The organism is Amycolatopsis sp. NPDC114503 (assembly GCF_055633655.1).
In genome coordinates, this window is sequence record NZ_JBVKDT010000005.1 from 644,469 (window position 1) to 670,430 (window position 25,962).

23 protein-coding genes are annotated in these 25,962 nt (G+C 67.9%); 9 read left to right on the forward strand and 14 right to left on the reverse strand.

Annotated features, from left to right (window positions below):
- Nucleotides 1-30 precede the first annotated feature (30 nt).
- Entirely contained in the window at nucleotides 31-1,554 is a 1,524-nt protein-coding gene (locus ACZ7OI_RS24785; protein WP_470266545.1) for an alpha/beta hydrolase, read from the forward strand.
- A gap of 68 nt (nucleotides 1,555-1,622) precedes the next feature.
- Nucleotides 1,623-3,137, forward strand: a complete 1,515-nt coding sequence (locus ACZ7OI_RS24790; RefSeq protein WP_470266546.1) for an alpha/beta hydrolase — start codon at nucleotides 1,623-1,625, stop codon at nucleotides 3,135-3,137.
- A gap of 41 nt (nucleotides 3,138-3,178) precedes the next feature.
- Here ACZ7OI_RS24790 and ACZ7OI_RS24795 read toward each other — a convergent pair whose 3' ends face one another.
- From ACZ7OI_RS24795 to ACZ7OI_RS24825, 7 genes are all read right to left on the reverse strand, one after another.
- Complete coding sequence (locus ACZ7OI_RS24795) at nucleotides 3,179-4,894, reverse strand: S8 family serine peptidase (protein ID WP_470266547.1); 1,716 nt, start codon at nucleotides 4,892-4,894, stop codon at nucleotides 3,179-3,181.
- Nucleotides 4,895-4,978: 84 nt separating this feature from the next.
- A complete protein-coding gene (locus ACZ7OI_RS24800; protein ID WP_470266548.1) occupies nucleotides 4,979-5,977 on the reverse strand; it encodes an ABC transporter ATP-binding protein in 999 nt (332 codons plus the stop codon).
- Nucleotides 5,970-6,995 carry an ABC transporter ATP-binding protein gene (locus ACZ7OI_RS24805; protein WP_470266549.1) on the reverse strand — a complete coding sequence of 342 codons (1,026 nt, stop codon included), beginning with the start codon at nucleotides 6,993-6,995 and terminating at the stop codon, nucleotides 5,970-5,972. The genes ACZ7OI_RS24800 and ACZ7OI_RS24805 overlap by 8 nt, the downstream gene beginning before the upstream one ends.
- 5 nt (nucleotides 6,996-7,000) lie before the next feature.
- Nucleotides 7,001-7,957, reverse strand: a complete 957-nt coding sequence (locus tag ACZ7OI_RS24810) for an ABC transporter permease (RefSeq protein ID WP_470266550.1) — start codon at nucleotides 7,955-7,957, stop codon at nucleotides 7,001-7,003.
- Nucleotides 7,950-8,876, reverse strand: a complete 927-nt coding sequence (locus ACZ7OI_RS24815) for an ABC transporter permease (protein ID WP_470266551.1) — start codon at nucleotides 8,874-8,876, stop codon at nucleotides 7,950-7,952. The genes ACZ7OI_RS24810 and ACZ7OI_RS24815 overlap by 8 nt, the downstream gene beginning before the upstream one ends.
- A gap of 103 nt (nucleotides 8,877-8,979) precedes the next feature.
- Nucleotides 8,980-10,608 carry a peptide ABC transporter substrate-binding protein gene (locus tag ACZ7OI_RS24820; protein WP_470266552.1) on the reverse strand — a complete coding sequence of 543 codons (1,629 nt, stop codon included), beginning with the start codon at nucleotides 10,606-10,608 and terminating at the stop codon, nucleotides 8,980-8,982.
- A gap of 205 nt (nucleotides 10,609-10,813) precedes the next feature.
- Nucleotides 10,814-11,767: a Ppx/GppA phosphatase family protein gene (locus tag ACZ7OI_RS24825; RefSeq protein WP_470266553.1), complete on the reverse strand. Its 954-nt coding sequence runs from the start codon at nucleotides 11,765-11,767 to the stop codon at nucleotides 10,814-10,816.
- A 179-nt stretch (nucleotides 11,768-11,946) separates the two neighbouring features.
- Here ACZ7OI_RS24825 and ACZ7OI_RS24830 point away from each other — a divergent pair, with 179 nt between their 5' ends.
- A complete protein-coding gene (locus ACZ7OI_RS24830; RefSeq protein ID WP_470266554.1) occupies nucleotides 11,947-12,687 on the forward strand; it encodes an oxidoreductase in 741 nt (246 codons plus the stop codon).
- The gene (locus ACZ7OI_RS24835; RefSeq protein WP_470266555.1) at nucleotides 12,684-13,418 is read left to right on the forward strand and encodes an SDR family oxidoreductase; all 735 of its coding nucleotides are present in this window, start codon (nucleotides 12,684-12,686) and stop codon (nucleotides 13,416-13,418) included. Before ACZ7OI_RS24830 ends, ACZ7OI_RS24835 begins: the two co-directional genes overlap by 4 nt.
- A 3-nt stretch (nucleotides 13,419-13,421) precedes the next feature.
- Here ACZ7OI_RS24835 and ACZ7OI_RS24840 read toward each other — a convergent pair whose 3' ends face one another.
- The 6 genes from ACZ7OI_RS24840 to ACZ7OI_RS24865 form a co-directional block, all read right to left on the reverse strand.
- Nucleotides 13,422-14,315, reverse strand: coding sequence for a LysR family transcriptional regulator (locus ACZ7OI_RS24840; RefSeq protein ID WP_470266556.1), 894 nt, complete (start codon nucleotides 14,313-14,315; stop codon nucleotides 13,422-13,424).
- 99 nt (nucleotides 14,316-14,414) lie between these two features.
- Entirely contained in the window at nucleotides 14,415-15,500 is a 1,086-nt protein-coding gene (locus ACZ7OI_RS24845; RefSeq protein ID WP_470266557.1) for a lytic transglycosylase domain-containing protein, read from the reverse strand.
- Between the two features lie 958 nt (nucleotides 15,501-16,458).
- Complete coding sequence (locus tag ACZ7OI_RS24850) at nucleotides 16,459-16,980, reverse strand: DUF501 domain-containing protein (protein WP_344281221.1); 522 nt, start codon at nucleotides 16,978-16,980, stop codon at nucleotides 16,459-16,461.
- A gap of 711 nt (nucleotides 16,981-17,691) precedes the next feature.
- The gene (locus tag ACZ7OI_RS24855; RefSeq protein ID WP_078870811.1) at nucleotides 17,692-18,057 is read right to left on the reverse strand and encodes a septum formation initiator family protein; all 366 of its coding nucleotides are present in this window, start codon (nucleotides 18,055-18,057) and stop codon (nucleotides 17,692-17,694) included.
- A gap of 193 nt (nucleotides 18,058-18,250) precedes the next feature.
- Nucleotides 18,251-19,537 carry a phosphopyruvate hydratase gene (eno, locus tag ACZ7OI_RS24860; RefSeq protein ID WP_344280197.1) on the reverse strand — a complete coding sequence of 429 codons (1,287 nt, stop codon included), beginning with the start codon at nucleotides 19,535-19,537 and terminating at the stop codon, nucleotides 18,251-18,253.
- A 115-nt stretch (nucleotides 19,538-19,652) separates the two neighbouring features.
- Complete coding sequence (locus ACZ7OI_RS24865; RefSeq protein WP_470266558.1) at nucleotides 19,653-20,144, reverse strand: VOC family protein; 492 nt, start codon at nucleotides 20,142-20,144, stop codon at nucleotides 19,653-19,655.
- A 70-nt stretch (nucleotides 20,145-20,214) separates the two neighbouring features.
- Here ACZ7OI_RS24865 and ACZ7OI_RS24870 point away from each other — a divergent pair, with 70 nt between their 5' ends.
- Together ACZ7OI_RS24870 and ACZ7OI_RS24875 are read left to right on the forward strand one after the other, a co-directional pair.
- Complete coding sequence (locus tag ACZ7OI_RS24870) at nucleotides 20,215-20,619, forward strand: tetratricopeptide repeat protein (protein ID WP_101437659.1); 405 nt, start codon at nucleotides 20,215-20,217, stop codon at nucleotides 20,617-20,619.
- Nucleotides 20,620-20,825: 206 nt separating this feature from the next.
- On the forward strand, nucleotides 20,826-21,008 hold the full coding sequence (locus ACZ7OI_RS24875; protein WP_470266559.1) for a hypothetical protein: 183 nt from the start codon (nucleotides 20,826-20,828) through the stop codon (nucleotides 21,006-21,008).
- Between the two features lie 568 nt (nucleotides 21,009-21,576).
- Here ACZ7OI_RS24875 and ACZ7OI_RS24880 read toward each other — a convergent pair.
- Complete coding sequence (locus tag ACZ7OI_RS24880; RefSeq protein ID WP_470266560.1) at nucleotides 21,577-22,377, reverse strand: lysozyme family protein; 801 nt, start codon at nucleotides 22,375-22,377, stop codon at nucleotides 21,577-21,579.
- A gap of 268 nt (nucleotides 22,378-22,645) precedes the next feature.
- Between ACZ7OI_RS24880 and efeU the strand changes: the two genes are divergently transcribed.
- The 3 genes from efeU to efeB are packed head-to-tail and all read left to right on the forward strand — an operon-like array spanning nucleotide 22,646 to nucleotide 25,907.
- The gene (gene efeU / locus ACZ7OI_RS24885) at nucleotides 22,646-23,497 is read left to right on the forward strand and encodes an iron uptake transporter permease EfeU (RefSeq protein WP_470266561.1); all 852 of its coding nucleotides are present in this window, start codon (nucleotides 22,646-22,648) and stop codon (nucleotides 23,495-23,497) included.
- Nucleotides 23,498-23,499: 2 nt separating this feature from the next.
- Complete coding sequence (gene efeO / locus ACZ7OI_RS24890; protein ID WP_470266562.1) at nucleotides 23,500-24,651, forward strand: iron uptake system protein EfeO; 1,152 nt, start codon at nucleotides 23,500-23,502, stop codon at nucleotides 24,649-24,651.
- Nucleotides 24,648-25,907, forward strand: coding sequence for an iron uptake transporter deferrochelatase/peroxidase subunit (gene efeB / locus ACZ7OI_RS24895; RefSeq protein WP_470266563.1), 1,260 nt, complete (start codon nucleotides 24,648-24,650; stop codon nucleotides 25,905-25,907). Before efeO ends, efeB begins: the two co-directional genes overlap by 4 nt.
- Nucleotides 25,908-25,962: the final 55 nt, after the last annotated feature.

Genomic DNA, 25,962 nt, shown 5'->3' on the forward strand with positions numbered 1-25,962 from the left:
CGATCGATCTCGGCACAAGGAAGGAAAACAGTGCGAAAGAAATTGCTCGTCGTACTCGCCGCCGCCGCATTGACCGCGACGGCGGTTCCGGCGTCCGCCACACCCGCGAGATCCGCGGTGAACTGGGGCGCTTGCCCGGCCGACGTCGCTTCCCCGGCGCTGCAATGCGCGTCGCTCGAGGTTCCGCTGGACTACCGGCATCCGGACGGGAAGAAGATCAGCGTCGAAATTTCCCGGCTGCCGAGCACCAATCCAGCGAAACGGCGCGGGGTCCTGCTGTTCAACCCCGGCGGCCCTGGCGGTCCCGGGCTGACTTTTCCGTTGGCCTGGGCGAATCTCGGGGCACCGGCCAGCCTGCTCGCCGAGTACGACCTGATCGGCTTCGACCCGCGCGGGGTCGGCCACAGCACTCCGGTGAGCTGCGAGCTGAGCTCTGAGCAGCTTTTGCTCATACCGAAGTACGCGCACAACCGCGAAGATGTCGTCCAGGCTTCCGCGTCCGCGAAGCAGATCGCGCGGAAATGCGCGGATTCGGCCTCCGCGCCGATCCTGCCGTACATCACCACCGCGAACACCGCCCGGGACATGGACCGGATCCGCGCCGCGCTGGGCGAATCGAAGATCTCCTACTTCGGTTTGTCGTACGGCACTTACCTCGGCGGGGTGTACTCCTCGCTGTTCCCGGACAAGACCGACCGAGTCGTGCTCGACAGCGTCGTCGGACCGACCGGCGTCGACGTCACCACAGCCCGGCGTTTCGGCGAGGGAATGCAAGACCGCTTCCCCGACTTCGCGAAATGGGCCGCGGTCCGCAATGCGATCTACGGTCTCGGCGCCACCCCCGCCGAAGTCACCTCGACCTTCTTCAAGCTCGCGGACAAACTCGACCAGCACCCGATCGCGGGCGTCGACGGCTCGATCTTCCGGCTGGGCACGCACAACCTGACTTACCAGACGCTTTCCTTCCCCAAGCTGGCGCAGATGTGGCAAGGCCTCCTCAACAACCAGGCTTCCCCGGCCGGCTCGCTGCAACCGGCCGCGACGGATGCGGAGCAGAGCCAGCGAGCCACCATGATTTCGGTGCTGTGCGGGGACAACGCCTGGCCGCGGTCGATTTCGACCTATCAGCGCAACGTCGCGCACGACCGGGAGGCGTACCCGATGCTCGGCGGCGCGTCAGCGAACGTCTGGCCTTGCGCGCACTGGGCCGCCGAGCCGCTCGAACCTCCAGTGCAGTTCAGCGACCAGGGACCGTCCAACCTGCTGCTGGTCCAGAACCTGCGCGACCCGGCGACGCCGCTGTCCGGCGCGCTCGAGACCCGCGAGGCGTTCGGCGGCCGGGCCCGAATGGTCACTGTGGACCAAGGCGGACACGGCGTCGGCCTCCCCCATCTGAACAGCTGTGGCTTCGCCGCCGTCACCGACTACCTCGTGCACGGAACGCGACCGGAAGCCGACAAATTCTGCGGAGCCGAAGCGAACGCCGCGCGATCGCTTACCCCGCAACAACAACAGGCAGCCGACAAGGTGGCCGATCAGCTGCGGCAGTACTGACCCGACGATGACCGGCGGTGAGGCGGGCTTCCGTCCCACCGCCGGTTTCCCATGAGGAAAGGAAAACCGTGCGAAAACAGTTGCTCGTCGTACTGGCCGCCGCGGCATTGACGGCGACCGCGGTTCCGGCCTCCGCTGGCTCCGCAGTGAACTGGGGCAAGTGTCCGGCCGACGTCACGTCTCCAGCGCTGCAGTGCGCGTCCGTCGAAGTACCGCTCGACTACCGGAATCCAGGCAGCAAGAAGATCAGCGTCGCAATCTCCCGTCTGCCCAGCACCGATCCAACGAAACGACGCGGGGTCCTGCTGTTCAACCCGGGCGGCCCCGGCGGCACCGGCCTCACGTACCCACTGGAGATGGCGCAGGCCGGACTGCCCGCGAGCGTGCTCGCCGAGTACGACCTGATCGGTTTCGACCCGCGCGGAGTCGACCACAGCAGCCCGGTCAGCTGCGACCTGAAACCAGAACAAATCCTCGCCATCGTGCCGAACTACGCGCACAACCCCGCCGAAGTCACCGCAGCCGCGGCGTCCTCCAAGCGGATCTCGCAGCAATGCGCAGCTTCGGCATCCGCGTCGGTCTTGCCCTACATCACCACCGCGAACACCGCCCGGGACATGGACCGGATCCGGGCCGCGCTCGGCGAGTCGAAGATCTCCTATTCCGGGTTGTCGTACGGCACCTACCTCGGCGGCGTGTACGCGTCACTCTTCCCAGAGCAGACCGACCGCGTAGTACTCGACAGCGTTCTCGGGCCGGGCGGGTACGACATCACCGCGTCCCGTCGGTTCGCCGAGGGAATGCAGGACCGCTTTCCGGACTTCGCCAAGTGGGCCGCCGTACGAGATTCTTCCTACGGTCTCGGTGCCACTCCGGCCGAAGTCACCGCGAATTTCTTCAAGCTCGCGGACAAACTCGACCGGCATCCCGCCGGGGGATACGACGGTTCGCTCTTCCGGTCGGCAACGCACGGCCTGAGCTACCGGACCTCGTGGTTCCCCCAGCTGGCGCAGCTCTGGCAGGCCTTCCGCACGGACCAGGCACCCCCGGGCGACGCTCTGCCGAGCATCACCGGCCCGATCCAGAGCCAGGTGACCACGATGCTCTCGGTCGTATGCGGGGACCATGCTTGGCCCCGGCAGATTTCGACCTATCAGCGCAACGTCATCCACGACCGGGCCGCGTACCCGATGCTCGGCGGGTCGACGGCGAACGTCCCGCCGTGCGCGTCCTGGCCGTACCAACCGATCGAATCACCAGTGCGGTTCAGTGACCGGGGACCGTCCAACCTGCTGCTGGTCCAGAACCTGCGCGACCCGGCCACTCCGCTGTCCGGCGCGCTGGAAACCCGCGCGCAGTTCGGCGACCGGGCCCGAATGGTCACTGTGGACCAAGGCGGACACGGCGTCGCCCTCCCGTTCCTGAACAGCTGCGGTTTCAACGCCGCTATCGACTATCTCGTGCACGGCACCCGGCCAGCAACGGACAAGTTCTGCGGTGCCGAAGCGAATGCCGCGCGATCGCTTACCCCGCAACAACAACAGGCAGCCGACAAGATCCTGGACCGGCTGCGGCGCTCCTGAAACCGGCGGTGGGACGGGATTCCCGTCCCACCGCCGCTCGTTCAGCGCAGGAAAGCCGAACCCCGCGTCACCGCGGAATAAGCGTCCACCGAACCGTGTCCGTAGAACCCGTTGAACGACGCGTCACCCAAGCAAGTCGCCGTGAACGAAGCGTCGCGGCCCTCCTTGAGGTAATCGACCGTCCGAGGCACCGGGCACGCGATCGGCGCCGCAGTGCCTTCCAGCACGCGCTGCACCGCGTCCGGGTCCATCGAGACCGAATGTCCGGTCTTCTTGCCGTACTGGGAAACGATCAGCGCCGCGACACCAGTCGCATGTGGAGCGGCCATCGAAGTCCCTTGCAGCCATTGGTAATAGCCGACCCGGCCGTCGGCAGCAGTCGCCTTCTGCACGCCGAGTGCGACCCCAGCCGGGGTCACATTGCCCGCAGCGTCAATGTTTCCCGCCGCTACCCCGACGTTGCGCGGATACGTGGACAGGATTTCGTTCTCCACCGTCCGGTACCAAGGCGTGCCGTAGCCGTCCCGGAAGTACCCGCCCGGCGCGGAAACGGAGATCTGCTCAGTCCCGTAGTTGGAGTAGTCCGCCTTCGCCTGCGTCGGGCCGAACGAGCCGACACCGATGGTGTGCGGACCTTCGACCGGCAGCGAGAAGCACGAAGAATTGTCGATCTTGCGGGGATGCGGCCCGTTCGCCGGGTAGTCCGGGCTCGTGACGTCATCGTGCGGCGCGGCCAGCTCGTCGTGCTGGTTGCCGAGTGCGACCACCATCGTCACGCCCTTGCGGTGCGCGTAGTTCAACGCCCGCGTGGTCGCTTCGATGATCGTGCGCTGTTCCGCTTGTTCCGCGGCGGAATCCGCCGGGTTCGAGCGACAGTTGTACAGCCACGGGTCGACGTAGAAGCTCATGTTGACGACGTCGATTCCCGCGTCGCCGGAGTACGTCAGCGCGTCCACGGTCGGCTGCAGGAAGAAGAATCCGGCGTCCTGTCCGGCGCGGATGTTCACCAGCGTCACGTTCGGCGCCACGCCGGACACGCCGAATCCGTTGGCAGCTGCGGCGATCGTGCCCGCGACGTGCGTGCCGTGGCCGTTGTCGTCGTGGTCCACCGGGTCGACGCAACCGCGGAACTCGCACGGCCCGTCGACCACGGTGCCGTTGACGTCCGCGACGATGTCCTTGGTGAAGTTGCGCGAATCGGCTTTGTCGAAGTTCGGCGCGATGTCCGGGTGACTGCCGTCGACGCCGGTGTCGATGATGCCGACCTTCACCCGCTTGTCGCCCGCCTGCTTGGTGCGCGCGAGGTCGGAACGGGTCGATTTGAGGCCCCAGAGCTGGTCGTCCAGCGGATCGGTGCCGACCGCCTTGTTCGCCGCGGCCTTGCGCGACACACTGCCGCGGCCTTCCTTCTCGACCGCGTCCGGCTTCTCCTTCTTGCCCGCCTTCGGCGCGCTGCCGATCGCTTTCGCCTTCGCCGCACCGAATACCGCACGGTTGGCCGAAACCCGCTCAGTGAAGCCAGTAGCGGGCGCGGTGGCGGTGATGAGCCCGACGGCGGTATTGGTCTCGACGACCGTCCCGCCGGCGTCGCGCACGGCCTGCTGCGCGGCGGCGACGCTCTGGCCGTCCCGCGCCAGGACGCTGAATTCCGTTACCGGCCCGGACGGTTGGGCCGACGCCGCCGGAACGGCGACGCCGGACAACGCACCGAACAATGGCACCGCGAGTGCCACAGCGAGCAATCTTGGTCTTTTCACGAGTCCTCCTGACGGAAACCGACAATGCAACGTACATAGCGGACACTGCGTGCGGCAATCGGCAAACCGGAGGAATCGCCTTTGTTACGGAACCACCGACTTCACCTCGGCGAAGTGACAAGCCGACAAGTGCCCGTCCGTCCGCGGCTCCAGCTTCGGAACCTCGGTCGCGCAAATGTCCGCGGCCTTCCAGCACCGCGTGCGGAAACGACAGCCCGACGGCGGATCGATCGGGCTCGGCACGTCGCCTTCGAGCCGGATCACCTGCCGCTGCCCGCGCACCGCCGGATCCGCGACGGGCACCGCCGACAGCAGCGCCTGGGTGTACGGGTGGGACGGTCGCTCGTAAATCTCGTCCTCGGTGCCGACTTCGACGATCTTGCCCAGGTACATCACCGCGACCCGGGTGGACAGATGCCGCACCACCGACAGGTCGTGCGCGATGAACACATAGGACAGTCCGAACTCGCCCTGCAGTTCCCCGAGCAGGTTCATCACCTGCGCCTGAATGGAAACGTCCAAAGCGGACACCGGCTCGTCGCAGATGATCACCTTGGGCCGCAAGGCCAGCGCCCGCGCGATGCCGATGCGCTGGCGCTGCCCGCCGGAGAACTGGTGCGGATACCGGTTCACGTGCTCGGGATTGAGCCCGACCACCTCGAGCAGTTCCTGCACCTTCTTCGCCCGCGAACCCTTCGGCGCGACATCGGTGTGGATTTCGAACGGCTCGCCGACGATGTCGCCGACGGTCATCCGCGGATTCAGCGACGTATACGGGTCCTGCAGCACGATCTGGATCTCCCGGCGCATCCGCCGCAGTTCCGCGCCGCGCAGTTTGAACAGATCGCGGCCCTCGAACGTCGCCGCCCCGCTGGTCGGCTCCTCCAGGCGCATCAGCACCTGGGCGAGCGTCGACTTGCCGCAGCCGGATTCGCCGACCACGCCGAGCGTTTCGCCAGGCTGCAGGTCGAAGGAAACGCCGTCCACGGCTTTCACGTGTGCGATCGTCCGTTTGAACAGCACGCCGTCGCGCACCGGGAAGTGCTTGACCAGGTCGCGCACGCTGAGAATCGGCTCACCCACGGCTCTCCACCACCTCCTCGGCGAAGTGACACGCACTGACCCGGCCGAACCCGAGCGCGTGCGAGGACGGCCGCTCGTCGCGGCATCGTTGCTCGGCCCGCTTGCACCGCGGATGGAACGGGCATCCGGCCGGAATGTCGAGCAGGCTCGGCGGCAGGCCCTTGATCGTCTCCAGGGTCTGTCCTTTGAGGTCAAGCCGGGGCAGCGAATCCATCAGCGCGGCGGTGTAGGGATGCCCCGGCGAGCTGAACAATTCCCGCACGTCGGCCTGTTCCACGATCCGCCCGGCGTACATCACCGCGATCCGGTCCGCGACCTCCGCGACCACGCCGAGGTCGTGCGTGATGAGGACGAGCCCCATCCGCCGTTCCCGCTGGATGTCCGCGAGCAGGTCCATGATCTGCGCCTGCACGGTCACGTCCAGCGCGGTCGTCGGCTCGTCCGCGATGAGCAGATCCGGGTCGAGGGCCAGCGACATCGCGATCATCGCGCGCTGCCGCATCCCGCCGGAGAACTGGTGCGGATAGTCCTTCACCCGCCGCTCAGCCGCCGGAATGCGCACCAGGTCGAGCAGTTCGACCGCCCGCTTGCGCGCGTCCTTTTTGGACATGCCAAGCCGGACCCGCAGCTGTTCTTCGATCTGGAACCCGACGGTGAACACCGGGTTCAGCGCCGAAAGCGCGTCCTGGAAGATCATCGCGATCTCCGCGCCGCGCACCTGGCGGCGCCGGTCCGCCGACGCGGTGAGCAGATCCTCGCCGCGATAGCGGATCGATCCGCCGGTGATCACGCCCGGCGGGGTGTCGAGAATCCCCATGATGGTCTGCGCCGTGACGCTCTTGCCGGAGCCCGATTCGCCAAGCACGGCAAGGGTTTCCCCGGCATGCACCGCATAGCCGACGCCGTTGAGCACGTTGGCCACGCCGTCGGAAGTGCGGAACTCCACGTGCAGGTCTTCGACCTCGAGCAGCAGCTCGTTCTCGGCGGCCGGGCCTGGTGTAGTGGACACTGTGGACATCGCGGCTACCTCGACTTCGGGTCGAGCGCGTCGCGGATACCGTCGCCGAGCATCACGAACGCGAGCACGGTGACGGTGACGAACGCACCGGGGAACAGGAGCATGTGCGGGACCGCGCGGAAATAGTCGCGGGCGTCGCTGATCATGACGCCCCACGACACCACCGGCGGCCGCACTCCGATGCCGAGGTACGCCAGCGTCGCCTCGGCTCCGATCGCCGCGCCGAGCGCGATAGTGGCGTACACGAGCACCGGCGCGATCGTGTTCGGCAGCAGATGCCGGAACACGATCCGCGGCGTGCTGGCGCCAAGCGCGCGGGCCGCCTTCACGTAGTCCAGCTGTTTGGCCACCAGCGTCGCGGACCGCATGATGCGCATCGCCACCGGCCAGGTCAGCACCGCGATCGAGCACACCACCTGCACGATGATGGTGACCTGCCCGGGATTCGTGCCGGGTGCGTTGAACGTGGTGAGGATGACGATCGCGCCGAGCACGAACGGAAGTCCGGCGAACACGTCGCCGAGCCGGGACAGCAGGCTGTCGATGAGGCGGCCGTAGTAGCCCGCGACAATGCCGATCAACGATCCGAAAAGGACAGTCAGCAGCGTCGCGAAAACACCGACCAGCAGCGAAGCCCTGGCCCCGTAGATGGTCCGCGCGTAAACGTCGTAGCCCTGGTTGTCGTAGCCGAACCAGGCGTCCGCGGACGGTCCTTCGTTGGCGTGCGTCAGATCGCTGTAGCCGGCACTGCGGTGCGAGAACAGCCCCGGCGCGATCGCGATCAGCACGATCAGCAGGATGATCAGCGCGGAGATGACGAAGGCCGGCTTGCGGCGCAGCTGCCGCCACGCGTCGCCCCACAGACTGCGCGGCTTCTTCGGACCGGCGTCGGCCGAGCTGTCCACATGCGACAGCTGCGCCGCGTCGATCCCTCCGCCGCCGACGAGATTCGGGTCAGTCATAACGGATCCTCGGGTCGAGAACGGCGTAGAGCAGGTCCACGATCAGGCTCATCAGCAGGTACACCAGCACCAGCAGCACGACGACGCCGACGACGGTCGCGCTTTCCCGGTTCTGGAGGCCGCGGAAGATCAGCCCGCCGAGACCGTTGATGTTGAACACGCCCTCGGTCACGATCGCCCCGCCCATGAGCGAGCCGAGGTCGGTGCCGAGGAAGGTCAGCACCGGGATCACCGAATTGCGCAGCAAATGGATGCCGACGACGCGGCTGTTGGGCTGCCCCTTGGCGATGGCGGTGCGGATGTAGTCGGCGTGCCGGTTTTCCGCGATCGACGTTCTCGTCAACCGGGCGACATAAGCCATCGAAAGGCTGCCGAGCGCGATGCCGGGCACGATCAGCTCGCCGAAACTCGGATCGTCCGAGACGCTGGCGTCGATGATGCCCAGGTTCACGCCGAGCACGATCTGCAGCACGATCGCGGTGACGAACACCGGCAGCGAAATCAGGAAGGTGGTCGAGACCAGCACCAGGTTGTCGAGGAAACCCTTGCCGCGCAAGCCGGTCAGCACGCCGGCGGTGAGGCCGATGATCGCCTCGATGAGCACCGCGACGAGCGCGAGGCGCAGCGTGATCGGGTAAGAGGTGGAGATCAGTTCGCCGACCGAGGAGCCGTTGAACGTCTCGCCCCAGTCGCCGCTGAACAGGCTCCCGAGGTATTTGAAGTACTGGACGATCAAATTGTCGTTCAGGTGGAACTTCTCGGTCATCAGGTCGATATAGGCCTGCGGACAGGCTTGCTGACCGCATTTGCCGGAGAACGGGTCCCCTGGCACGGCCCACACCAGTGCGTAGATCAGGAAGGTGGTGCCGAAGAACACCGGGATCAACTGGAGCAGGCGACGCAGGACGTAACGAATCATGCGTGGTTCCTAGGAGTGCGCGCCGGGCTCGTGAGTGGCCAGGCCGGTTCTTACCGGCGTAGCCACTCACGAGCCGCGTGGTGGAAACGGACGAGTCAGCGCATCACTTCTTGAGGACCTCGACCGAGGAGTAGTCCGCGCGACGGCGGAAGTCGAGGACCACGGTCTTGGTGTGCTTCGACTTGGCCGCGACGCCCTTCTCGTCCCACACCGGGATCGAGGGCAGGTCCTTCGCGATCAAGTCCTCGGCCTGCTGGTACAGCTTCACCGCGGCGTCCTTGTCCGCCGTCGAGTCGGCCTGCTTCAGCAGAGCGTCGACCTGCGGGTTGGAGTACGTCGAGTCGTTCGACGAGGCCCCGGTCCGGTAAAGCGGGTTGAGGAAGTCCTCAATGGACGGATAATCCGCCGACCAGTCGGAACGGCCCATGCCGGTCAGCTTGTGCCCGGTCACGATGCTGCGCCACTGGCCGAAGTCGGTCGCCGGAACGAAATCGCATTCGACGCCGAGGGTGTTCTTGATGCTGTTGCACGCGGCCACCAGCGGTTCCTTGCGGCCGCCGTCGGCGTTCGAGGCGATGGTGAGCTTGCCCTTGAACCCGGACTTCGCGAACAGTTCCTTCGCTTTTGCCGGGTCGAACTTGCAGTACTCGCCGCACACGCCCGGCCGGTAGCCCGGAATGCCTTGCGAGACATAGCTGTCCGCCGGCACGTAGGTGTCGTGCATGACCGTCTTGGTGATCTGCGCGCGGTCGATCGCCATCGAGATCGCCCGGCGCAGGTCGAGGTTGTTGTAGCCGGGAACGTAGTACGGCACCGCGATCGTGCTGATCCCCAGCAGATGCCCGGTGACCAGGTTGTCCTTGAGGTCGGTCTTGTACTTCTCCGCGGTGAGCGCGGACGGCGGCAGCGTCTCGATGAAGTCGAGCTTGTTGCTCAGCAGGTCCTGGTACGCGGTTTCCTGGCTGGCGTAGATCTTGATGTCCAGATCCTTGAACTTGACCTTGTCCGCGCCCTGGTAGTCGTCGAAGCGGGTCAGCTTGATCTCGACGTTCGGCGTGCGGCTGACGAACTTCATCGGGCCGTTGCCGATCGGGTGCTTCGCGAAGGCCTCGGGGTCCTTGAAGAAGGAGTCCGGCAGCGGGTCGAAGGCGGTGTAGCCGATCTTCGTGGCGAAAACGGAGAACGGGGCCTCGAGGGTCACCTGGAACTCGTAGTCGCCCTTCACGACCAGGCCGGACATCTTGTCCGTGGTCGGCTTCGCCGTCTTGTCGGCCGGGTGAACATCGGAGTAGCCCTGGATGTTCTCGAAGAACGTGCTGTTGATCTGGCCGTTCGCGGAGTTGGCCCCGTAGTTCCAGGCGTCGACGAAGTTCTTCGCCTTGACCTCGGTCCCGTCGTGGAACTTCCAGCCGTGCTTGATCTTGATGTCGTAGACCTTGGAATCGGTCGTGGTGATCGATTCCGCCATCAAGTTCGACGGCTCGCCGTTCTCGCCCTTGTAGACGACGAGTCCCGCGAACATCGGGTCGACGGCCTTGGAACCACCGAGTTCGTTGGTATTCGTGGGGATCAGCGTGTTCTGCGGTTCCGTGCCGTAGACCGTGAAGGTCCCGTTCGGATCCGCCTCTCCCGACGACCCGCTGCTGGATCCGCCGCCCCCACAGGCAGTCAGGAGCAGTGACAAGGTTGTCACGACTGCGGCCGCGCTCCAGAGCCTGGATGAACCCCGCATGTCCCCTCCGTTTCTAGCGTCCGAATAGCGAGATGGAGGCTAGCGTGATCGGCCCTTCGTAACCGGATCACCGGGTTGCACATGAATAACAACGCCGACCGTCACCCAGACAGCTCACAACGAACTGCGGTTGATGACTTTCAGTCATTTTGATACGGGTTCGGACGCGGGGTGCGCGCGTGGTCACCGGGGCACTGCGGAGCGTTCAGGCGAGCGACAAAGCGATGCCGTCCAGGATGTCGTGCTCGCTGACGACCAACTGGTCCGGACCACCGCGCGCGGCGAGTTCCTCGGCGAGCACCTGGACGACGACCGCGCCGCCGCCGATCACGTCGACCCGGCCGGGGTGGATCACCGGGTTCGCGGCACGGGTCTCGCGGTCGGCCGCGAGGAGGTTCTGCGCGACCCGGTCGATCTCGCCGTGGGTCAGCTTCGACAGGTGAATGCGCTCGGAGTCGTACTCGGGCAGCGCCAGCGAAACCGCTGACAACGTGGTCACGGTGCCGGCCACGCCGATCCAGGTGCGGGCCTTCGCGACGTCCACGACGTCGAACGCCTCGGCGAGGATGCCGCGGGCCAGTTCGCGGGCGGCGGAGACCTCGTCGGCGGTCGGCGGGTCGCCCTTCAGCGCGCGCTCGGTGATCCGGACGCAGCCGATGTCGACGGATTTCGCGGCGATCACCTCGGCCTCGCGACCGTTCCAGGTGCCGAGGACGAGTTCGGTGGAGCCGCCGCCGACGTCGACGACCACGAACGGCCCGTCGTCGGGGTCCTGCTCGCCGACCGCGCCGGTGAAGGACAGCCGGGCTTCCTCGTCGCCGCTGATCACCTCGGCCTCGACGCCGAGCGTCTCGCGGGTCATCGCGAAGAACTCGTCGCGGTTGCTCGCGTCGCGCGTTGCCGAGGTGGCGACCATGCGCACCTTCTCGACGCCCTTGCGGCGCGCGGCGACGGTGTAGTCCGCGAGCGCGGCGCGGGTGCGCTCGAGCGCTTCCGGCGCGAGCCTGCCGGTGGCGTCGACCCCCTGGCCGAGCCGCACGATGCGCATCTCGCGGTGCAGGTCGCGCAGGTCGACCGTGCCGTCGTGGCGCGGCGTCAACTCGGCGACGAGCAGACGGATGGAGTTGGTCCCACAGTCGATCGCAGCTACCCGAGGCATGCCTCCGACTTTACTTGGTCTCCGGCGCTTCGCGGGCCAGGCGGGCATAGGCGGGTCCTATGCCCCCTCGCCGACATTTGGTCTTTGCCTTCCCCTCTTTTCCGGACGTACGGTTGCCGTGTTCGCCGCATTTCGTTTCGCGGCGGTTTTCTTCTCCTTTTATCGAGAGGTTTAGTGGCATGCCCGAATACGGGATAGCGGGAAAGCGCGCAGTGGTCACCGGCGGCTCTCGCGGAATCGGCGCGGCAATCGTGGCGCAATTGCTGGCCGCGGGCGCGACCGTGCTCACCACCGCCCGGTCGGCGGTCCCGATGCCGGAAGGCGCGTCCTTCGTCGAGGCCGACGTCCGCACGCAAGCCGGCGCCCAGACGATCGCCGCTGCGGCGCAAGAGATCCTCGGCGGCGTCGACCTGCTGGTCCACAACGCGGGCGGCGCGCGTCCGCACCCCAGCGCCCTGGCCATCCCCGACGACGAATGGCAGGACGCGCTGTCGGTGAACCTCCTGGCCGCGGTCCGTCTGGACGCGCTGCTGGCCCCCGGCATGCGGGACCGCCGATCGGGCGCGATCGTGCACATCTCCACCGCCGCGATCCGCCCGCCGTTCCCGCCCTTCCTGCACTACGTCGCGGCGAAAACGGCCCTGGAGGCGTACAGCCAAGGCCTGGCCGCCGAACTGGCGCCCGCCGGCGTCCGGGTCAACACCGTCTCCCCCGGCCGGACCGCGACCCCCGGCGGCGTGGCGACCCGGGAGCAGTGGGCGAGCCTGTCGTCCGGCGGTGTTGAACTCCCCGGGGTCCCGCTGGGCCGGGACGGCGAACCCGACGACATCGCCAACGCCGTGCTCTTCCTGTTGTCCGACCAAGCGAACTGGCTGACCGGAAGCGGTCTGGCCGTCGACGGAGGCGAATACCCGCGATGAATACTTATCAGGACAAAATTGTCGTCGTCACCGGCGGCAGCACCGGAATGGGTTTCGCCACCGCGAAATTGTTCTCCGACGGCGGCGCGCGGGTAATCATCACCGGCCGTTCGCAACCTCGCCTCGACGCGGCTTTGACCCGGCTCGGTGACAGCGCGACAGCCGTCCGCGGCGATGTGGCGTCGCTCTCCGACCTGGACACGCTGGCCGCCCAGGTACCCGGCCCGGTCGACGCCCTGTTCGTCAACGCCGGGATCGCCCGGACGGCACCGTTCGAGTCGGTCACCGAGGAGCAGTTCGACGAGCAGTTCGCGGTCAACGTCAAGGGCGCGTACTTCGCCGTGCAGAAGCTCGCTCCGCTGCTGCGCTCCGGCGCGGGCGTCGTGCTGACCACCTCGACCGCGAACGTCATGGGCCTGCCGGAAACCAGCGTCTACTCCGCGGGCAAGGCCGCACTCCGGTCGATGGCCCGCACGCTCGCCGCCGAACTGCTTCCGCGCGGCATCCGGGTGAACGCGATCAGCCCCGGCCCCATCGACACCGAGATCCTGGAAGCCGGGATGTCGAACGAGGAAGCCGCGCAGTTCAAGGCGGCCCGAGCCGCGGCCAACCCCATGAAACGGCTGGGCACCCCCGAAGAAATCGCCCGCGCCGTCGCTTTCCTGGCCTTCGACGCCACCTTCACCACCGGCATCGAGCTGGTCGTAGACGGAGGCGACACGCAACTCTGACGTTCAGGCGGCCGGTGCTTCGGACTGGTACCAAGTCTCCTGCCGCAGAAACTCGAGCAACGCCATCTCCGCGGGCCCAGCCCCGGGCCGCACCGCCGCGACGACGGGCTGGGCCACGACCGGGAACACCGGCCGCACGAGATGCTCATGCCCCTCCGGCACCGCCGACGCCGGAACGAGCGTCACGCCCAGCCCGTGCGCGGCCCACCGCACCGCCGTCGAGGTCTGAGACACCCGCGCGACCGCGGTCGGCTCCAACCCGTTGTCGCGCAACACTTCCGTCAGATGTCCGTCGAGCGCACTGTCCGGATCGAACCGGATCCAGTGCTCTTTCTCCAGCTCCCGCAACGCAATCCGGTCCTTCCTGAGCAACCGGTGCCCGGCGCCGAGGACCGCCACGAACTCCTCGTCGCCAAGGTGATGTCCCTCGTACAACCCTTCATCACACGCCGAGCCGAGCAACGCGAGATCCAACACCCCACGCCGAGCCAGCTGCTCCAGCTCCGCCGGATTCGGCTCCTCGAAAACGGTCACCGCCAACCGCGGAAACCGCTTTCGCAACGCAGCCAACGCGCCCGGCAACTGCCGCGTCCCCAACCCCATCTGCGCCGCGACGAGCAACTCGCCGACCAGCTCGTCAGCACCCGCCCGCGCCGTCGCCTGCGCCCGCCGCGCCGCCCTCACCGCGACTTCGGCGTCCTTGAGAAACGCCCGCCCCACGACGGTCGGCACCAGCCCGGTGGGCGTGCGGGAGAAGAGCTGGACGCCGAGTTCCCGCTCAAGCCCCCGAATCTGCTGCGACACGGAGGGCTGCGCGACGTGAAGCAGCTCGGCCGCAGCAGTCACCGACCCCGCCTCGGCGACGGCCAAGGCGTACTCGAACTGACGAAGACTCATCGGCTCCCCTGCGAGGGTTTGTAATGGTGTAAGCAAGGTTACCGGAGAAGATCTCGTCGCCGGTTTTGTTGGTTTCGCTGGTTTCGCCGGTTTTGCTGATCAGCCGGGAGCCGACGCCCCGCTGCTCGCCTGACTGCTGCTCGACGTGGTGCAGGTCGGAGTCGTCGGCGCAGTCGTCGTCGTGGTCGTAGTGGTGGATCCGCATGTCGGACTGGTCGACGTTTGAGTCTGACTGCCCGACGGAGCTCCGGACGAACTGCCCGGCAGCGTTGTCCCGGTAGGCGTCACAGACGGAGCCCCAGTAGAAACCGGCGGCAACGACGACCCGGTAGTCCCCGGCGGCCTCGGCCCATTCCCCGGATTCGCCGGCGGTGCGGCGCTGGACGTCGTCGACCCAGGCGCCCCGACCGGAACCGGACTGTCCGGCACCTGCGCGACGCCCTTCCGGTAAGCCTCCGCCCAGAGGATGACCGTGGTGACGTAGGCGTCGGAGTTGTTGTAGCGATAGATCGCAGTCCGCAACTGGTCCGGGTTGGCCAAGTCGAGCCCGCCGGAACAGAGATAACGCGCCGCCGCGAGGGAGGCGTCGAAGAGATTGCTGGGATCGGCCTTGCCGTCGCCATTGCCGTCCGCCGCGTACGTTCGCCAGGTCGCCGGGATGAACTGGAACGGCCCGACCGCACGATCCCACACCGGATCGTGATCGAGAGCGCCGTGATCGGTGTCCGGAATCGCCGCGTACGGCCCGGTCCCGTTGAGCTGAGGCCCGAGAATCGGCTGAAGTGTCGTCCCGGCAGCGTCGACGTAGCCGCCCCGCGCGTGATTCGACTCGATCCGCCCGATGCTCGCGATGAGCGCCCAGTCGATATGACACCCCGGCTGTTCTTTGCCCAGAACCTCAGCCGCGTGCCGATACGCGACGAGCGCGGTAGCCGGAATCCCGAGCGGCCCGTCCGGAAGATCGTACGCAGGCAGGGGAATCGGGGCTGGCGCATCAGGCAACCGCCCGTCGACCGCGACCCCGCGAATCCCCGGGTCATACCCCTGATCAGGCATAACGTCCGCCGTATGCACCACCGGCATCCGCCCGGCCCACCCGACGACCACCCCCGCCCCGACGGTCGCCGGAAGCACCCCGAGAACCCCGGCAAGCACCGCGACGGCCGTCCGATGCCGCGAAGCCACCCGCCGAGCCCGATACCGCCCCCGTCTCGCCCGAACCCGCACGCGACCCACCCACCGGGGTTTATCCAGCGGCGGCCCGATCAGCCTGGCGGTTCTTTTGGTTCCGACTGGGCTGGCTGTCGTCCCGTCTGGACCGGAGGGGGCGTCGGTGTTTTCTTCGTCCGTTACTTCAGCGTTGGTCGCCCTATTGTCGGCATTGTCTTCATCGGTGGTCTCGCTATTGGTGGTCTCGCCCTCAACGGCCTCATCCCCAGCGCCGCCTCCGCCTAGCGCCTCGCCGTCGTTCTCGCGACCGGCCAGCTCGTCCACAACGCTGACCTCGTCGCCAGGCTCACCAACGGCAGCATCGAACGTCCCACCCTCGCCGACCGTTTCACCGCCGCTCCCGGTCTCGCAGTCTTCCCCGCCAACCCCACCACCGACTGCATCAGCAGTTCCACCCGAACTGTCGGCGCTGACCTCACCGCGAACGACTTCCTCGCCAGCACTCTCCGCACCATCAGGTTCACCACCGGCAACGCGGTCAACCGCACCGCCCACCGCTGGCTCGACCCGAGCTTCCACACCCGCCGCCGTCGGCCCGACCTGAGTTTCCGCACCGTCCACCGCTTGCTCGGCCCGAACCTCCGCACCGTTCACCGTCGGCTCGGCCCGAACCTCCGCGCCATCCACCACCGGGTCGACCCGAGCTTCCGCACCGTCCGCTTCACCACCGGCAACGCGGTCAACCGCACCGCTCACCGCCGGCTCGGCCTGGGCCTCCGCACCAGGAGACGCCTCAGCGCGCACCGACCGCCGAGATCTGCGTGGCACCCGCAATTTCCGCCCCTCCCCAGCGCGCCCGGCGGTGCACTCAGGCTCGCCTGCTCGGTGTGATGCTCCGGTGCGCGCCGCGAAGCATTCCCACCCAGGCGGGCACCAGCCTCTGCTGTGCCTATCCGCGCCCGAGACCGGAGCGTTACCCGGCGCAGTCGCCCGTCGGCCAGCCCTGCTCGCGGACCCAAGCGAGGGTCTCGTCACCGAACGGGTTCACACCCGGGCCAGCCGCCAGCGTGTGCGCGAGGTGGACGTGCAGGCATTTCACCCGCCCGGGCATCCCACCCGCGGTCACCTGGGTCCCGAGCGACTCGATGGCATCCCGCTCGGCGAGGTACGTCTCGTGCGTGCGCTGGTAAGTCGCCGCGAGTTCGGGATCGGTGGTGAGCCGTTCGGTCATCTCTTTCATCACGCCGGACGCCTCCAGCGTGCCCACCATCGACGACAACCGCGGGCAGGTCAGGTAATACAACGTCGGGAACGGCGTTCCGTTCTCCAACCGCGGACTGGTCTGGACCACCGAGGGATGCCCGCTGGGGCACCGCGCGGCCACCGCCCGCAACGCCCGCGGCGGCCGTCCGAGCTGCTGCGCGATGACCTCCCGGTCGGCATCGGTGACGGGCTCGAATCGGGGTGTCTCCGTGCTGCTGTTCACGCTCTCCAGGCTAATGCCGCCGTCCGCCCGACCCCTCGCGACCTCCGCCGAAACGGGCGAGTTGTCCACAACCCGCACCCCGTGTGGACAACTCGCCGCAGCCGCCTCCGGGGCACTGGCGATGTGGTTAACGTGGATGGCAGTCGAAGCTTCGCCACGAAATCAAGACGCTGGAAAGAAAGGACGACCGAGCCGTGTGAAACAGAATCCGAGGACCGCACAGCCTCTGTTGCACAGTCTCAGCCGCCCAGCCGAGAGCTACCGAAACTCACAGCATCGAGGAGACGCCTAAGGCCCAACCGCCAAGAACCAGCGGCACCCACCGCTGGCAACCTCACCCAGTCGGCAATCCCACCGGCCAGGCCCTCGCCCAATCAGCAACCCCGCTCGGCAGCGCCCTCACCCGACCAGGAACCTCCCCTGGCCGACTGACCCGCCCAACCAGAAACCTCACCTAGCCGACTGGCCCGCCCAACCAAAAAAGTCACCTGACCGACTGGCCTGCTCGACCAAAAACCTCACCCGGCCAACGACCCAACCCAGCCATCGACCCTCACCCAGCCAGCGCCCAGCCACACCGAGCCGAGATCTCGCCCAACCAGGAACCTCACCCGGCCGACGATCCAGCTCAGCCATCAGCCTCACCCGGCCGAAACCCCGCCCAACCAGCAACCCCGGGCCACCAGACCCGCCCAGCCAACAACCCGCCAGCCAGGAACCTCAACCCCCGGAAACCTGCGCCCAAAGGTTCTCGTACCAAGGCGCCTGCGGAGCAGGCTGCTGCCCAGGCTGAGCAGCCGTCGGGGAACCAGGCTGGTCCTCAGGCAACTGGACCATCCACGGGGTCTCCCCGGGCTTCACGTACCGGAGCCGGCGGCGGGCTTCCGCCTCGATCTGGGCCGGGTCGCTCAGCTGGGCTTTGCGGTCGCGCAGCTGGGCGACCTCGTGCTGGAGCTGGGCGAGCTGCGCTTCCTGGTCGCGGACCTCGGAACGCTGGGAAAGGTAGGTGCGCAACGGGACCGCGACGGTGAACGCCAGCGCGCACACCACGATCGCCACCACGGCGGCGCGCCGGGTGGTCGACATGCCGAGCACCTTGGCCGCACCGGAGGCGCGTTTCGCCGCCAGGCCGCGGCGAAGCCGGGCTCTGGTCGTCTCCGTCGTGCCCGCGCCGGTGCGGCGCCGGGCCGAAGCGGGACGGCGGGCCCTGCTGGACCCGCTTCCCCCGGCCCGGCCGCCGCGGCGGCTGCGCGCCCTCCCCCGGTCGGCCATGTGCCCCTCAGGCCTCCGCGCTGAACCGCGGGAAGGCGAGGTCGCCGGCGTAGCGCGCGGCGTCCGCGAGGGTTTCCTCGATGCGCAGGAGCTGGTTGTACTTCGCGATCCGCTCGCCGCGCGCCGGGGCTCCGGTCTTGATCTGGCCGACGCCGGTGGCGACCGCGAGGTCGGCGATGAAGGTGTCCTCAGTCTCGCCGGACCGGTGGCTCATCATCGACTTGTAGCCATACGACGTAGCCAGCGACACCGCGTCCAGCGTCTCCGACAGGGTGCCGATCTGGTTGACCTTCACCAGCAGCGCGTTCGCCGCGCGGCGGGTGATGCCCTCCTCGAGACGGTCCGGGTTGGTGACGAACAGGTCGTCGCCGACGAGCTGGACCTTGTCGCCGATCTCGGAGGTCAGCTGGACCCAGCCGTCCCAGTCGTCCTCGCTCAGCGGGTCCTCGATGGAGACCAGCGGGTAGTCGCGCAGCAGTTCGCCGTAGTACGCGGACATCTGCTCCGCGCTGCGCTTCGAGCCCTCGAAGGTGTAGGCGCCGTCGGAGTAGAACTCAGTCGCGGCGACGTCCAGCGCGAGCGCGACGTCGCGGCCCGGCGCGTAGCCCGCCTTCTCGATCGCGGCGAGGATCAGGTCGAGCGCCTCACGGTTGTTGGCGAGGCTCGGCGCGAAACCGCCCTCGTCGCCGAGGCCGGTGGCCAGGCCGCGGCCCTTCAGCACGGACTTCAGCGCGTGGTACACCTCGGTGCCCCAGCGCAGCGCCTCCCGGAACGACTCCGCGCCGATCGGCGCGATCATGAATTCCTGGATGTCGACGTCGGTGTCGGCGTGCGCGCCGCCGTTGAGGATGTTCAGCATCGGCACCGGCAGCACGTGCGCGTTCGGCCCGCCCAGGTAGCGGAACAGCTCCAGCTCGGCCGATTCCGCGGCGGCCTTCGCCACAGCCAGCGAAACGCCGAGGATCGCGTTCGCGCCCAGCCGCGACTTCGCCGGCGTGCCGTCGAGGTCCACCAGCTTCTGGTCGACGATCCGCTGGTCGACCGCTTCGACGCCGACCAGGTCCGGCCCGATCTCGTCGAGCACCGCGGCGACCGCGCGCTCCACGCCCTTGCCGTTGTAGCGGCCGGTGTCCCCGTCGCGCAGCTCGACCGCTTCGTGTTCGCCGGTCGACGCGCCGGACGGGACCGCCGCCCGGGCCAGGGTGCCGTCGTCGAGCGCCACCTCCACCTCGACGGTCGGGTTCCCGCGCGAATCGAGAATCTCGCGCGCGCCTACCTGCTCGATGAGAGCCACGCTCTGCTCCTTGGTGGGTCGTGCCTGCGGTGACGCCGCCCAGAGTAACCGCCCAGCGGGTTCACCCGTTGGAGGCCAGGCCGGTACCGGGCCGTTCCGCTGCGTGTTCTCCAGCTCAGCCGGGCACTTCGCCGGTCTCGTCGGCGGTCTGGTCCTCCGGCCGGACTTCGCGCCACCCCGACGGCAGCTCGACTTGATCGGTCACCTGCTGCCAGAACGTCCAGCTGTTGCCGCCGGGATCGGCCACGGTGAAGATCCGCGCTCCGTAAGGCTGATCCTGCGGCGGTTCCGGGGCGGCGTCCTCGCCGAGCGCCGCGGACACGCGCTCGTACTGCGCGTCGACGTCGGTCACGTACACGACGTTCAACTGCCCGACCGGCCCCTCGACCCCCTTGGCCTCCCAATATTCGGGACCGACCCCGGCCAGCTGGAGACGCGCGTCGCCCGCGAGGAGCGTCGCCTGGAAGACCTCGCCGGCCCCGTCCTCGAAGCGGACTTCCTCGGTGAAGCCGAACACCCTGGTCAGCCAGGCGAGCGCGGCGGTCGCATCGCTGTAGTAGAGGTACGGCGCCAGTCCCACGTAGCCGGGTTCCTGATCGCTGCTCATGGCGGAACAGTCCATCACGACTCCTCTGACGGTCGTGCAACGCCCTCCGCGCCGGTATCGTGAAGCGACCATGACGGACGCCGCAGCAGCCCCCGAACCCGACGGCGAATCGCGCTTCCGCAGGTTCCGCAACGCCGAGCATCTGGTCGCCCGGCGACGCCCGCTCGACGCGCTCAAAGAGCTCGAACCCCTGCTCGCCGACGAGCAGGACAAGCCCAGCGTGCAACTGCTCGCCGGGCGCGCGTACTTCCACTCCGCCCAGCTGCGCCGCGCCGAACGCGCGTTCACCCGCGTACTGGAGCTGGACCCCACCGACCATTACGCCCGGTTCGTGCTCGGCCGCACCCTCCAGCGCCTCGGCCGTTTGGCCGAGGCGCTCGCACAACTGCGGATGGCGTCGGCGATGAATCCGGTGCCGGAGTACCTCGAAGCGATCAGCGAGGTCAGGGCAAGGATCACGCTGAGCGACCACTGAACCCGCGTGTCCCGAACGTGCAAGCGCGGAGGCACTCCCGTGCAACCGCCGGATCCAGCGCGGCCCCGGCGCGTCTTCTGAAGTGAACAGGGCAGCGGGGAAGCCTGGCCATCCGGCGACGCGGCTCGGCCGGTCGGCCGATCCGGGCAGACCGGGCGAAGAGCGATCCTTGGTGTCATCACAGAGAGCGATTAGAGGAGGCCGACATGACCGCGCTGACCGTGATCGGAGCGACCGCCGGGCTGATCGTGCTGGTGCTGATGGCGCTGGCCCCGACGCTCGTGGAACTGAACGAACGCCACCCGGTGCAGCCGCGCAAGCAGCCGGTGCGCGCCGAGGGTGCGGTGCAGAAGCCGGTGCGAGTGAGCGCCGCGCTGACGACACACTGACCGCTGGCTGCTGACCTGGCTGGATCGGGGCGCAGCCGATCGCCGAACGGATCAAGTCAGGCCATCTCAGCTGGTCAGAATGGGTGCCATGGCAGTCGCCCATCGACCGGAAGCAGATCGGGCAACCGAGCAGACGGCTGGCCGAACCGGATCGGCCGCCACGTTGAGCAGCCGCGAGCCGAACTGGCTCAAGCGACCGCGCGACCGCCCACAAATCACGCCACGCGCTACCGCCAGCGGCCACCGGCAGCAACGGTGCAGCGCGTCGAACTGGACTGGCCCAAGTCGCCGCACCGCCCGCGCGCCGCACCGCCGAGGAGCCGCTGGGCGAACCGCAACGCGACGTTGCTGACTGCCCATCATCAAAAAGCCAAGCGCAGCAACAAAAACCAGCCGCGACTGAACACCGAGCCAAGCCGCCGCCACTAACCAACCAGGTCAGGCCAACTCGCCGATCAGCCGCTTGCCACCCGGGTCAGCCCGCCTTGCCGACCGGCCACTTGCTATCCCGGCCAACCAAGCCAGGCCACCTCGGCCCACCAGCCGCATGCAACCCGACCAACCCCGCTCACGGCGCCACACTCTGCGCCGCATACGTGTCCGCTGCGGTGAAAACGTCCTGCACGTAGTTCACGGCCGGGTTGTAGAGCAGCATCGCTTTCCACCAGCCCGCCGGGGCACCCAGGTCGTCGTCGCCGGAGCAGAGGTAGCGGGCGGTGGTGAAGGCCGCGTCGTCGAGGTTGCGGGGGTCGGCGGGTTTGCCGTCGCCGTTTGCTCGTTGGGCGTGTTTGTGCCAGGCGGCGGGCATGATCCGCAGCGGGCCGACGCGGTGGTCCGCGGTGCGGTCGCCGTCGAGTTTTCCTTCGTCGGTGTCCGGGCTTTCCGCGCGGCCGGGGTTGACCGCCATAGTGCCGTCGGGGCCGGGTTTTTCCGTTCCGAAGGCCAGGTTTCCGATCGCCGCGAGCGTCGCCCACGACAGGTGGCACGACGGTTTCTGGCGCTGCATCCACATTTCCGCGCGTCCGTACGCGGCGAGCACTCGCGCGTCCAGTTGCGTTTTTCTGGCGACCCGGGTCGCCCATGCGTCCAACTCTGCTTGATCGGATACCAGCGGGCGGTCCGGCGGTGCGGCCAAGCCGACTCGAGGGGCTTCGGTGCCGGGTTGCGGGCGTGGTTCCGATTTGGCCGAGACCGGCGGCGGTGCGGCCGCGGCGGGAGGGGCGGGCGGGTTCGGGTTCTGAATTCCGATGGTCACCACCAGCACGACCCCGGTCAGCACCAGGCCCAGCGCAAACGCGATTCGGCTCGGGTAGCGGCGCGGCGGGCCCGTCGGAGACGGGGCGATGGTCGGCTGAGTGGTATCGGCCACCCGGACAGGTTACTGATGAACCCAGCTGAGGGACGCTGGACTGGGCGAATGGCAAGCGGATGGTTAACTCGACGCCTGAGCCGCCCAGGTCACACAATTCGTTACGTGACTTCTCGGCGACGCTCTGACCTGCGGTTACCCTAACCTAACTCACCGCAGAACGTCGTTTTGCCGGTTTTGCCGGACCCATTCAGCGAAACTCCCTCTGGACTTACAGGCAAGCCTTACCTAAAAACATCAGGTCAGGTAGTCGAAGGAGGGCTGAACAGTGGTGTTTTCCAGCGCGCTCATCGGGCTGCGCGAAGGCCTCGAAGCCGCGCTTGTGGTGAGCATCCTGGTCGCCTTCCTGGTCAAAACCGACCGGCGGCACGCGCTGCGGTTCGTGTGGCCCGGGGTCGGCGCGGCCGTGCTGTTGTCGGTCGGCGTCGGCGCGATCCTCACCTACAGCACCGCGCAGTTGAGTTTCGAGCATCAGGAACTGCTCGGCGGCACTCTTTCCATTGTCGCGGTCGTCTTCGTCACCGCGATGATCTTCTGGATGCGCAAGGCTTCCCGGCACATCGCGGCGGAACTGCGCGGCAAAATGGAGGACGCGCTCAAGGTCGGTCCGGCGGCGGTGTTGCTGCTGTCGTTCCTCGCGGTCGGCCGCGAAGGGCTCGAAACCGCCGTCTTCTTCTACTCGGCCGTGCAGACCGCGCAGTCCGACACCCTGCAGCCGCTGATCGGGTTCGTGATCGGGATCGCCGCCGCGATCGTGCTCGCCTACCTGCTCTACCGCGGCGCGGTGCGGTTCAACCTGGCGAAGTTCTTCACGATCACCGGCGTGCTGCTGGTGTTCGTCGCCGCCGGCGTCCTCGGCTACGGCCTGCACGACCTGCAGGAAGCCGGGTTCATTCCCGGGCTGACCACGCTCGCCTTCGACGCGTCGAGCACGCTGCCGGAAACCTCGTGGTACGGCGCGCTGCTCAAGGGAATCTTCAACTATTCGCAGCAAACCACTGTGCTGCAAGCGATCGCGTGGGTCGTCTACGTGGCGATCGTGCTGCCGCTGTTCCTCAAGCCTGCCCGCAAGAACAAGACCGAAGCGGCTCCGGCCGCCCCGGCCGCCGCCAAGGAGTGATCGTGTCCCAGTTCCGCAAAACCTCGACGGCTGTGCTCACCAGCCTCGGCGCGCTCGTCGCGCTGACCGCCTGCGACAGCACGAACTCCGCGTCCGGTCCCTCCGGCGCGGCCGCGGGCGGGCCGATCAAGGTCGAGGCGTCCGACACCGCCTGCTCGGTGTCGGCGACGACCGCGGCCGCGGGCAACCTGACCTTCGAGATCGCCAACAAGGGCAGCAAGGTCACCGAGTTTTACCTGTACGCCGAGGGCGACCGGATCATGGGCGAGGTCGAGAACATCGCGCCGGGGCTGAACCGGCGGCTCATCGTCGAGGTCCCGGACGCGGGCAAGTACCAGACCGCCTGCAAGCCCGGCATGGTCGGCAACGGCATCCGCGGCGACTTCACCGTCACCGGCGGCGCGCAGGGCCAGAGCAACGCCAATGCGCAGAAAGCCGCTGCCACCAAGAGTTACGCCTCCTACGTCGAGAACAACAGCTCGGCGCTGGAGGCCGAAACGGCGAAGTTCGTCGCCGCGGTGAAGGCCAACAAGGCTGACGAGGCGAAGGCCGAGTACGCGCGCACTCGCGTGTTCTACGAGCGGATCGAGCCGGTCGCGGAGAAGTTCGGCGACCTCGACCCGTCGATCGACGCCCGCGAGGCCGACGTCGAGCCGGGCCAGCAGTTCACCGGCTTCCACCGGCTGGAGAAGGACCTGTGGACCACCGGCCTGAAGCCGGACAGCCCGCAGATCGCGGACAAGCTCCTCACCGACGTCAAGGCGCTGGTCGCCAAGACCAAGACGCTGCAGCTGAGCGTGCTGGACCTGGCGAACGGCGCGAAGGGCCTGCTCGACGAGGTCGCGACCAAGAAGATCACCGGCGAGGAGGAGACCTTCTCGCACACCGACCTCTGGGACTTCCAGGCCAACCTCGACGGCTCCAAGGGCGCGATCGCCGCGCTGCGGCCGATCCTGCAGGAGCGCGACGCGACTCTGGTGTCCACTTTGGACAAGGAGTTCGCGAACGTGCAGGGGCTGCTGGACAAGACCCGCTCCGGCGACGGTTTCAAGTACTACAACGAGCTCTCCCAGGACCAGATCAAGGCGTTCGCCTCGGCGGTCGACGCGCTGAGCGAGCCGCTCAGCAAGGTCGCGGAGGTTGTTGCCAAGTGACCGAAGAGGGAACCCAGGTTTCCCGCCGGAAGCTGTTCGGGCTGGCCGGCGCGGGGGTCGCGCTGGCCGGCGCGGGCGCGGCGGCCGGCGTCGGCTTCGACCGGCTCGGCGGCGACGCCCCTGCCGCGGCCGCGACGGCCAAGGTCGACTTCCACGGCGAGCACCAGGCAGGCATCGTCACCCCGGCGCAGCCGAACCTGCATTTCGCCGCGCTCGACGTGACCACGAAGGACGCCAAGAAGCTCCGCGAGCTGCTGCGCACCTGGACTGCCGCGGCACGGCGGATGACGGCGGGCCAGGAGGTCGGCCCGAACGGCGCGCTCGCCGGGTCCGCGCAGGCCCCGCCGGACGACACCGGCGAGGCGCTCGACCTGCCTGCCTCCGATCTGACGCTGACGATCGGCTTCGGTCCCTCTCTCTTCGACGACCGGTTCGGCCTCGCCTCGAAGCGCCCGCCGCAGCTGATCGACCTGCCGGCGTTCCCGAAGGACAAGCTCGACCCGGCCCGCAGCGGCGGCGACCTGTGCATTCAGGCCTGCGCCAACGATCCGCAGGTGGCGGTGCACGCGGTGCGCAACCTGGTGCGGTTGGGCTTCGGCGTCACCGAGGTGCGCTGGTCGCAGCTCGGGTTCGGCCGCAGTTCCTCGACGTCTCGCGCTCAGCAGACGCCGCGCAACCTGTTCGGCTTCAAGGACGGCACCAACAACATCAAAGCCGAGGACACCGACGTGCTCCGCGACCAGGTGTGGGCGCAGGCCGGCGACGGACAGGCCTGGATGGCCGGCGGCACCTACCTGGTGGCGCGCCGGATCCGGATGCACATCGAAACCTGGGACCGCGAGACGCTCGCCGGGCAGGAGCAGATTGTCGGGCGCTCCAAGGGAACCGGTGCGCCGCTCGGGCAGACCGGCGAGTTCGACCAGGTCGACCTGCAGGTCGGCGGCGCGGGCGGGACCCCGCTCATCGCCGAGGACGCGCACGTCCGGCTGGCCTCGCGCCAGACGCGCAAGGGCGTGCAGATCCTGCGCCGCGGCTACAACTTCGTCGACGGCTCCGACGGCGTCGGTCATCTTGAGGCGGGGCTGTTCTTCCTGGCGTTCAACCGGGATACGCGCACGCAGTACGTCCCGATGCAGCAGGTGCTGTCGTCGAAGGACGCGATGATGGAATACCTGCAGCACACCGGTTCCGCGCACTTCGCGATCCCGCCGGGCCTCACGCCGACCGGCAACTGGGGTGACGGGCTCTTCGCCTGACCAGTACAAACCTCCTCGCCCCGCCACTGCGTGGGACCGGTTGCCGGTGCCTTCC

Bases quoted from the DNA above. Each gene is read 5' to 3' on its own strand.
- ACZ7OI_RS24805 (WP_470266549.1), bottom strand. From the start codon at position 6,995: ATGTCCACAGTGTCCACTACACCAGGCCCGGCCGCCGAGAACGAGCTG.
- ACZ7OI_RS24810 (WP_470266550.1), bottom strand. From the start codon at position 7,957: ATGACTGACCCGAATCTCGTCGGCGGCGGAGGGATCGACGCGGCGCAG.
- ACZ7OI_RS24815 (WP_470266551.1), bottom strand. From the start codon at position 8,876: ATGATTCGTTACGTCCTGCGTCGCCTGCTCCAGTTGATCCCGGTGTTC.
- ACZ7OI_RS24820 (WP_470266552.1), bottom strand. From the start codon at position 10,608: ATGCGGGGTTCATCCAGGCTCTGGAGCGCGGCCGCAGTCGTGACAACC.
- ACZ7OI_RS24825 (WP_470266553.1), bottom strand. From the start codon at position 11,767: ATGCCTCGGGTAGCTGCGATCGACTGTGGGACCAACTCCATCCGTCTG.
- ACZ7OI_RS24830 (WP_470266554.1), top strand. From the start codon at position 11,947: ATGCCCGAATACGGGATAGCGGGAAAGCGCGCAGTGGTCACCGGCGGC.
- ACZ7OI_RS24835 (WP_470266555.1), top strand. From the start codon at position 12,684: ATGAATACTTATCAGGACAAAATTGTCGTCGTCACCGGCGGCAGCACC.
- ACZ7OI_RS24840 (WP_470266556.1), bottom strand. From the start codon at position 14,315: ATGAGTCTTCGTCAGTTCGAGTACGCCTTGGCCGTCGCCGAGGCGGGG.
- ACZ7OI_RS24855 (WP_078870811.1), bottom strand. From the start codon at position 18,057: ATGTCGACCACCCGGCGCGCCGCCGTGGTGGCGATCGTGGTGTGCGCG.
- ACZ7OI_RS24865 (WP_470266558.1), bottom strand. From the start codon at position 20,144: ATGAGCAGCGATCAGGAACCCGGCTACGTGGGACTGGCGCCGTACCTC.
- ACZ7OI_RS24870 (WP_101437659.1), top strand. From the start codon at position 20,215: ATGACGGACGCCGCAGCAGCCCCCGAACCCGACGGCGAATCGCGCTTC.
- ACZ7OI_RS24875 (WP_470266559.1), top strand. From the start codon at position 20,826: ATGACCGCGCTGACCGTGATCGGAGCGACCGCCGGGCTGATCGTGCTG.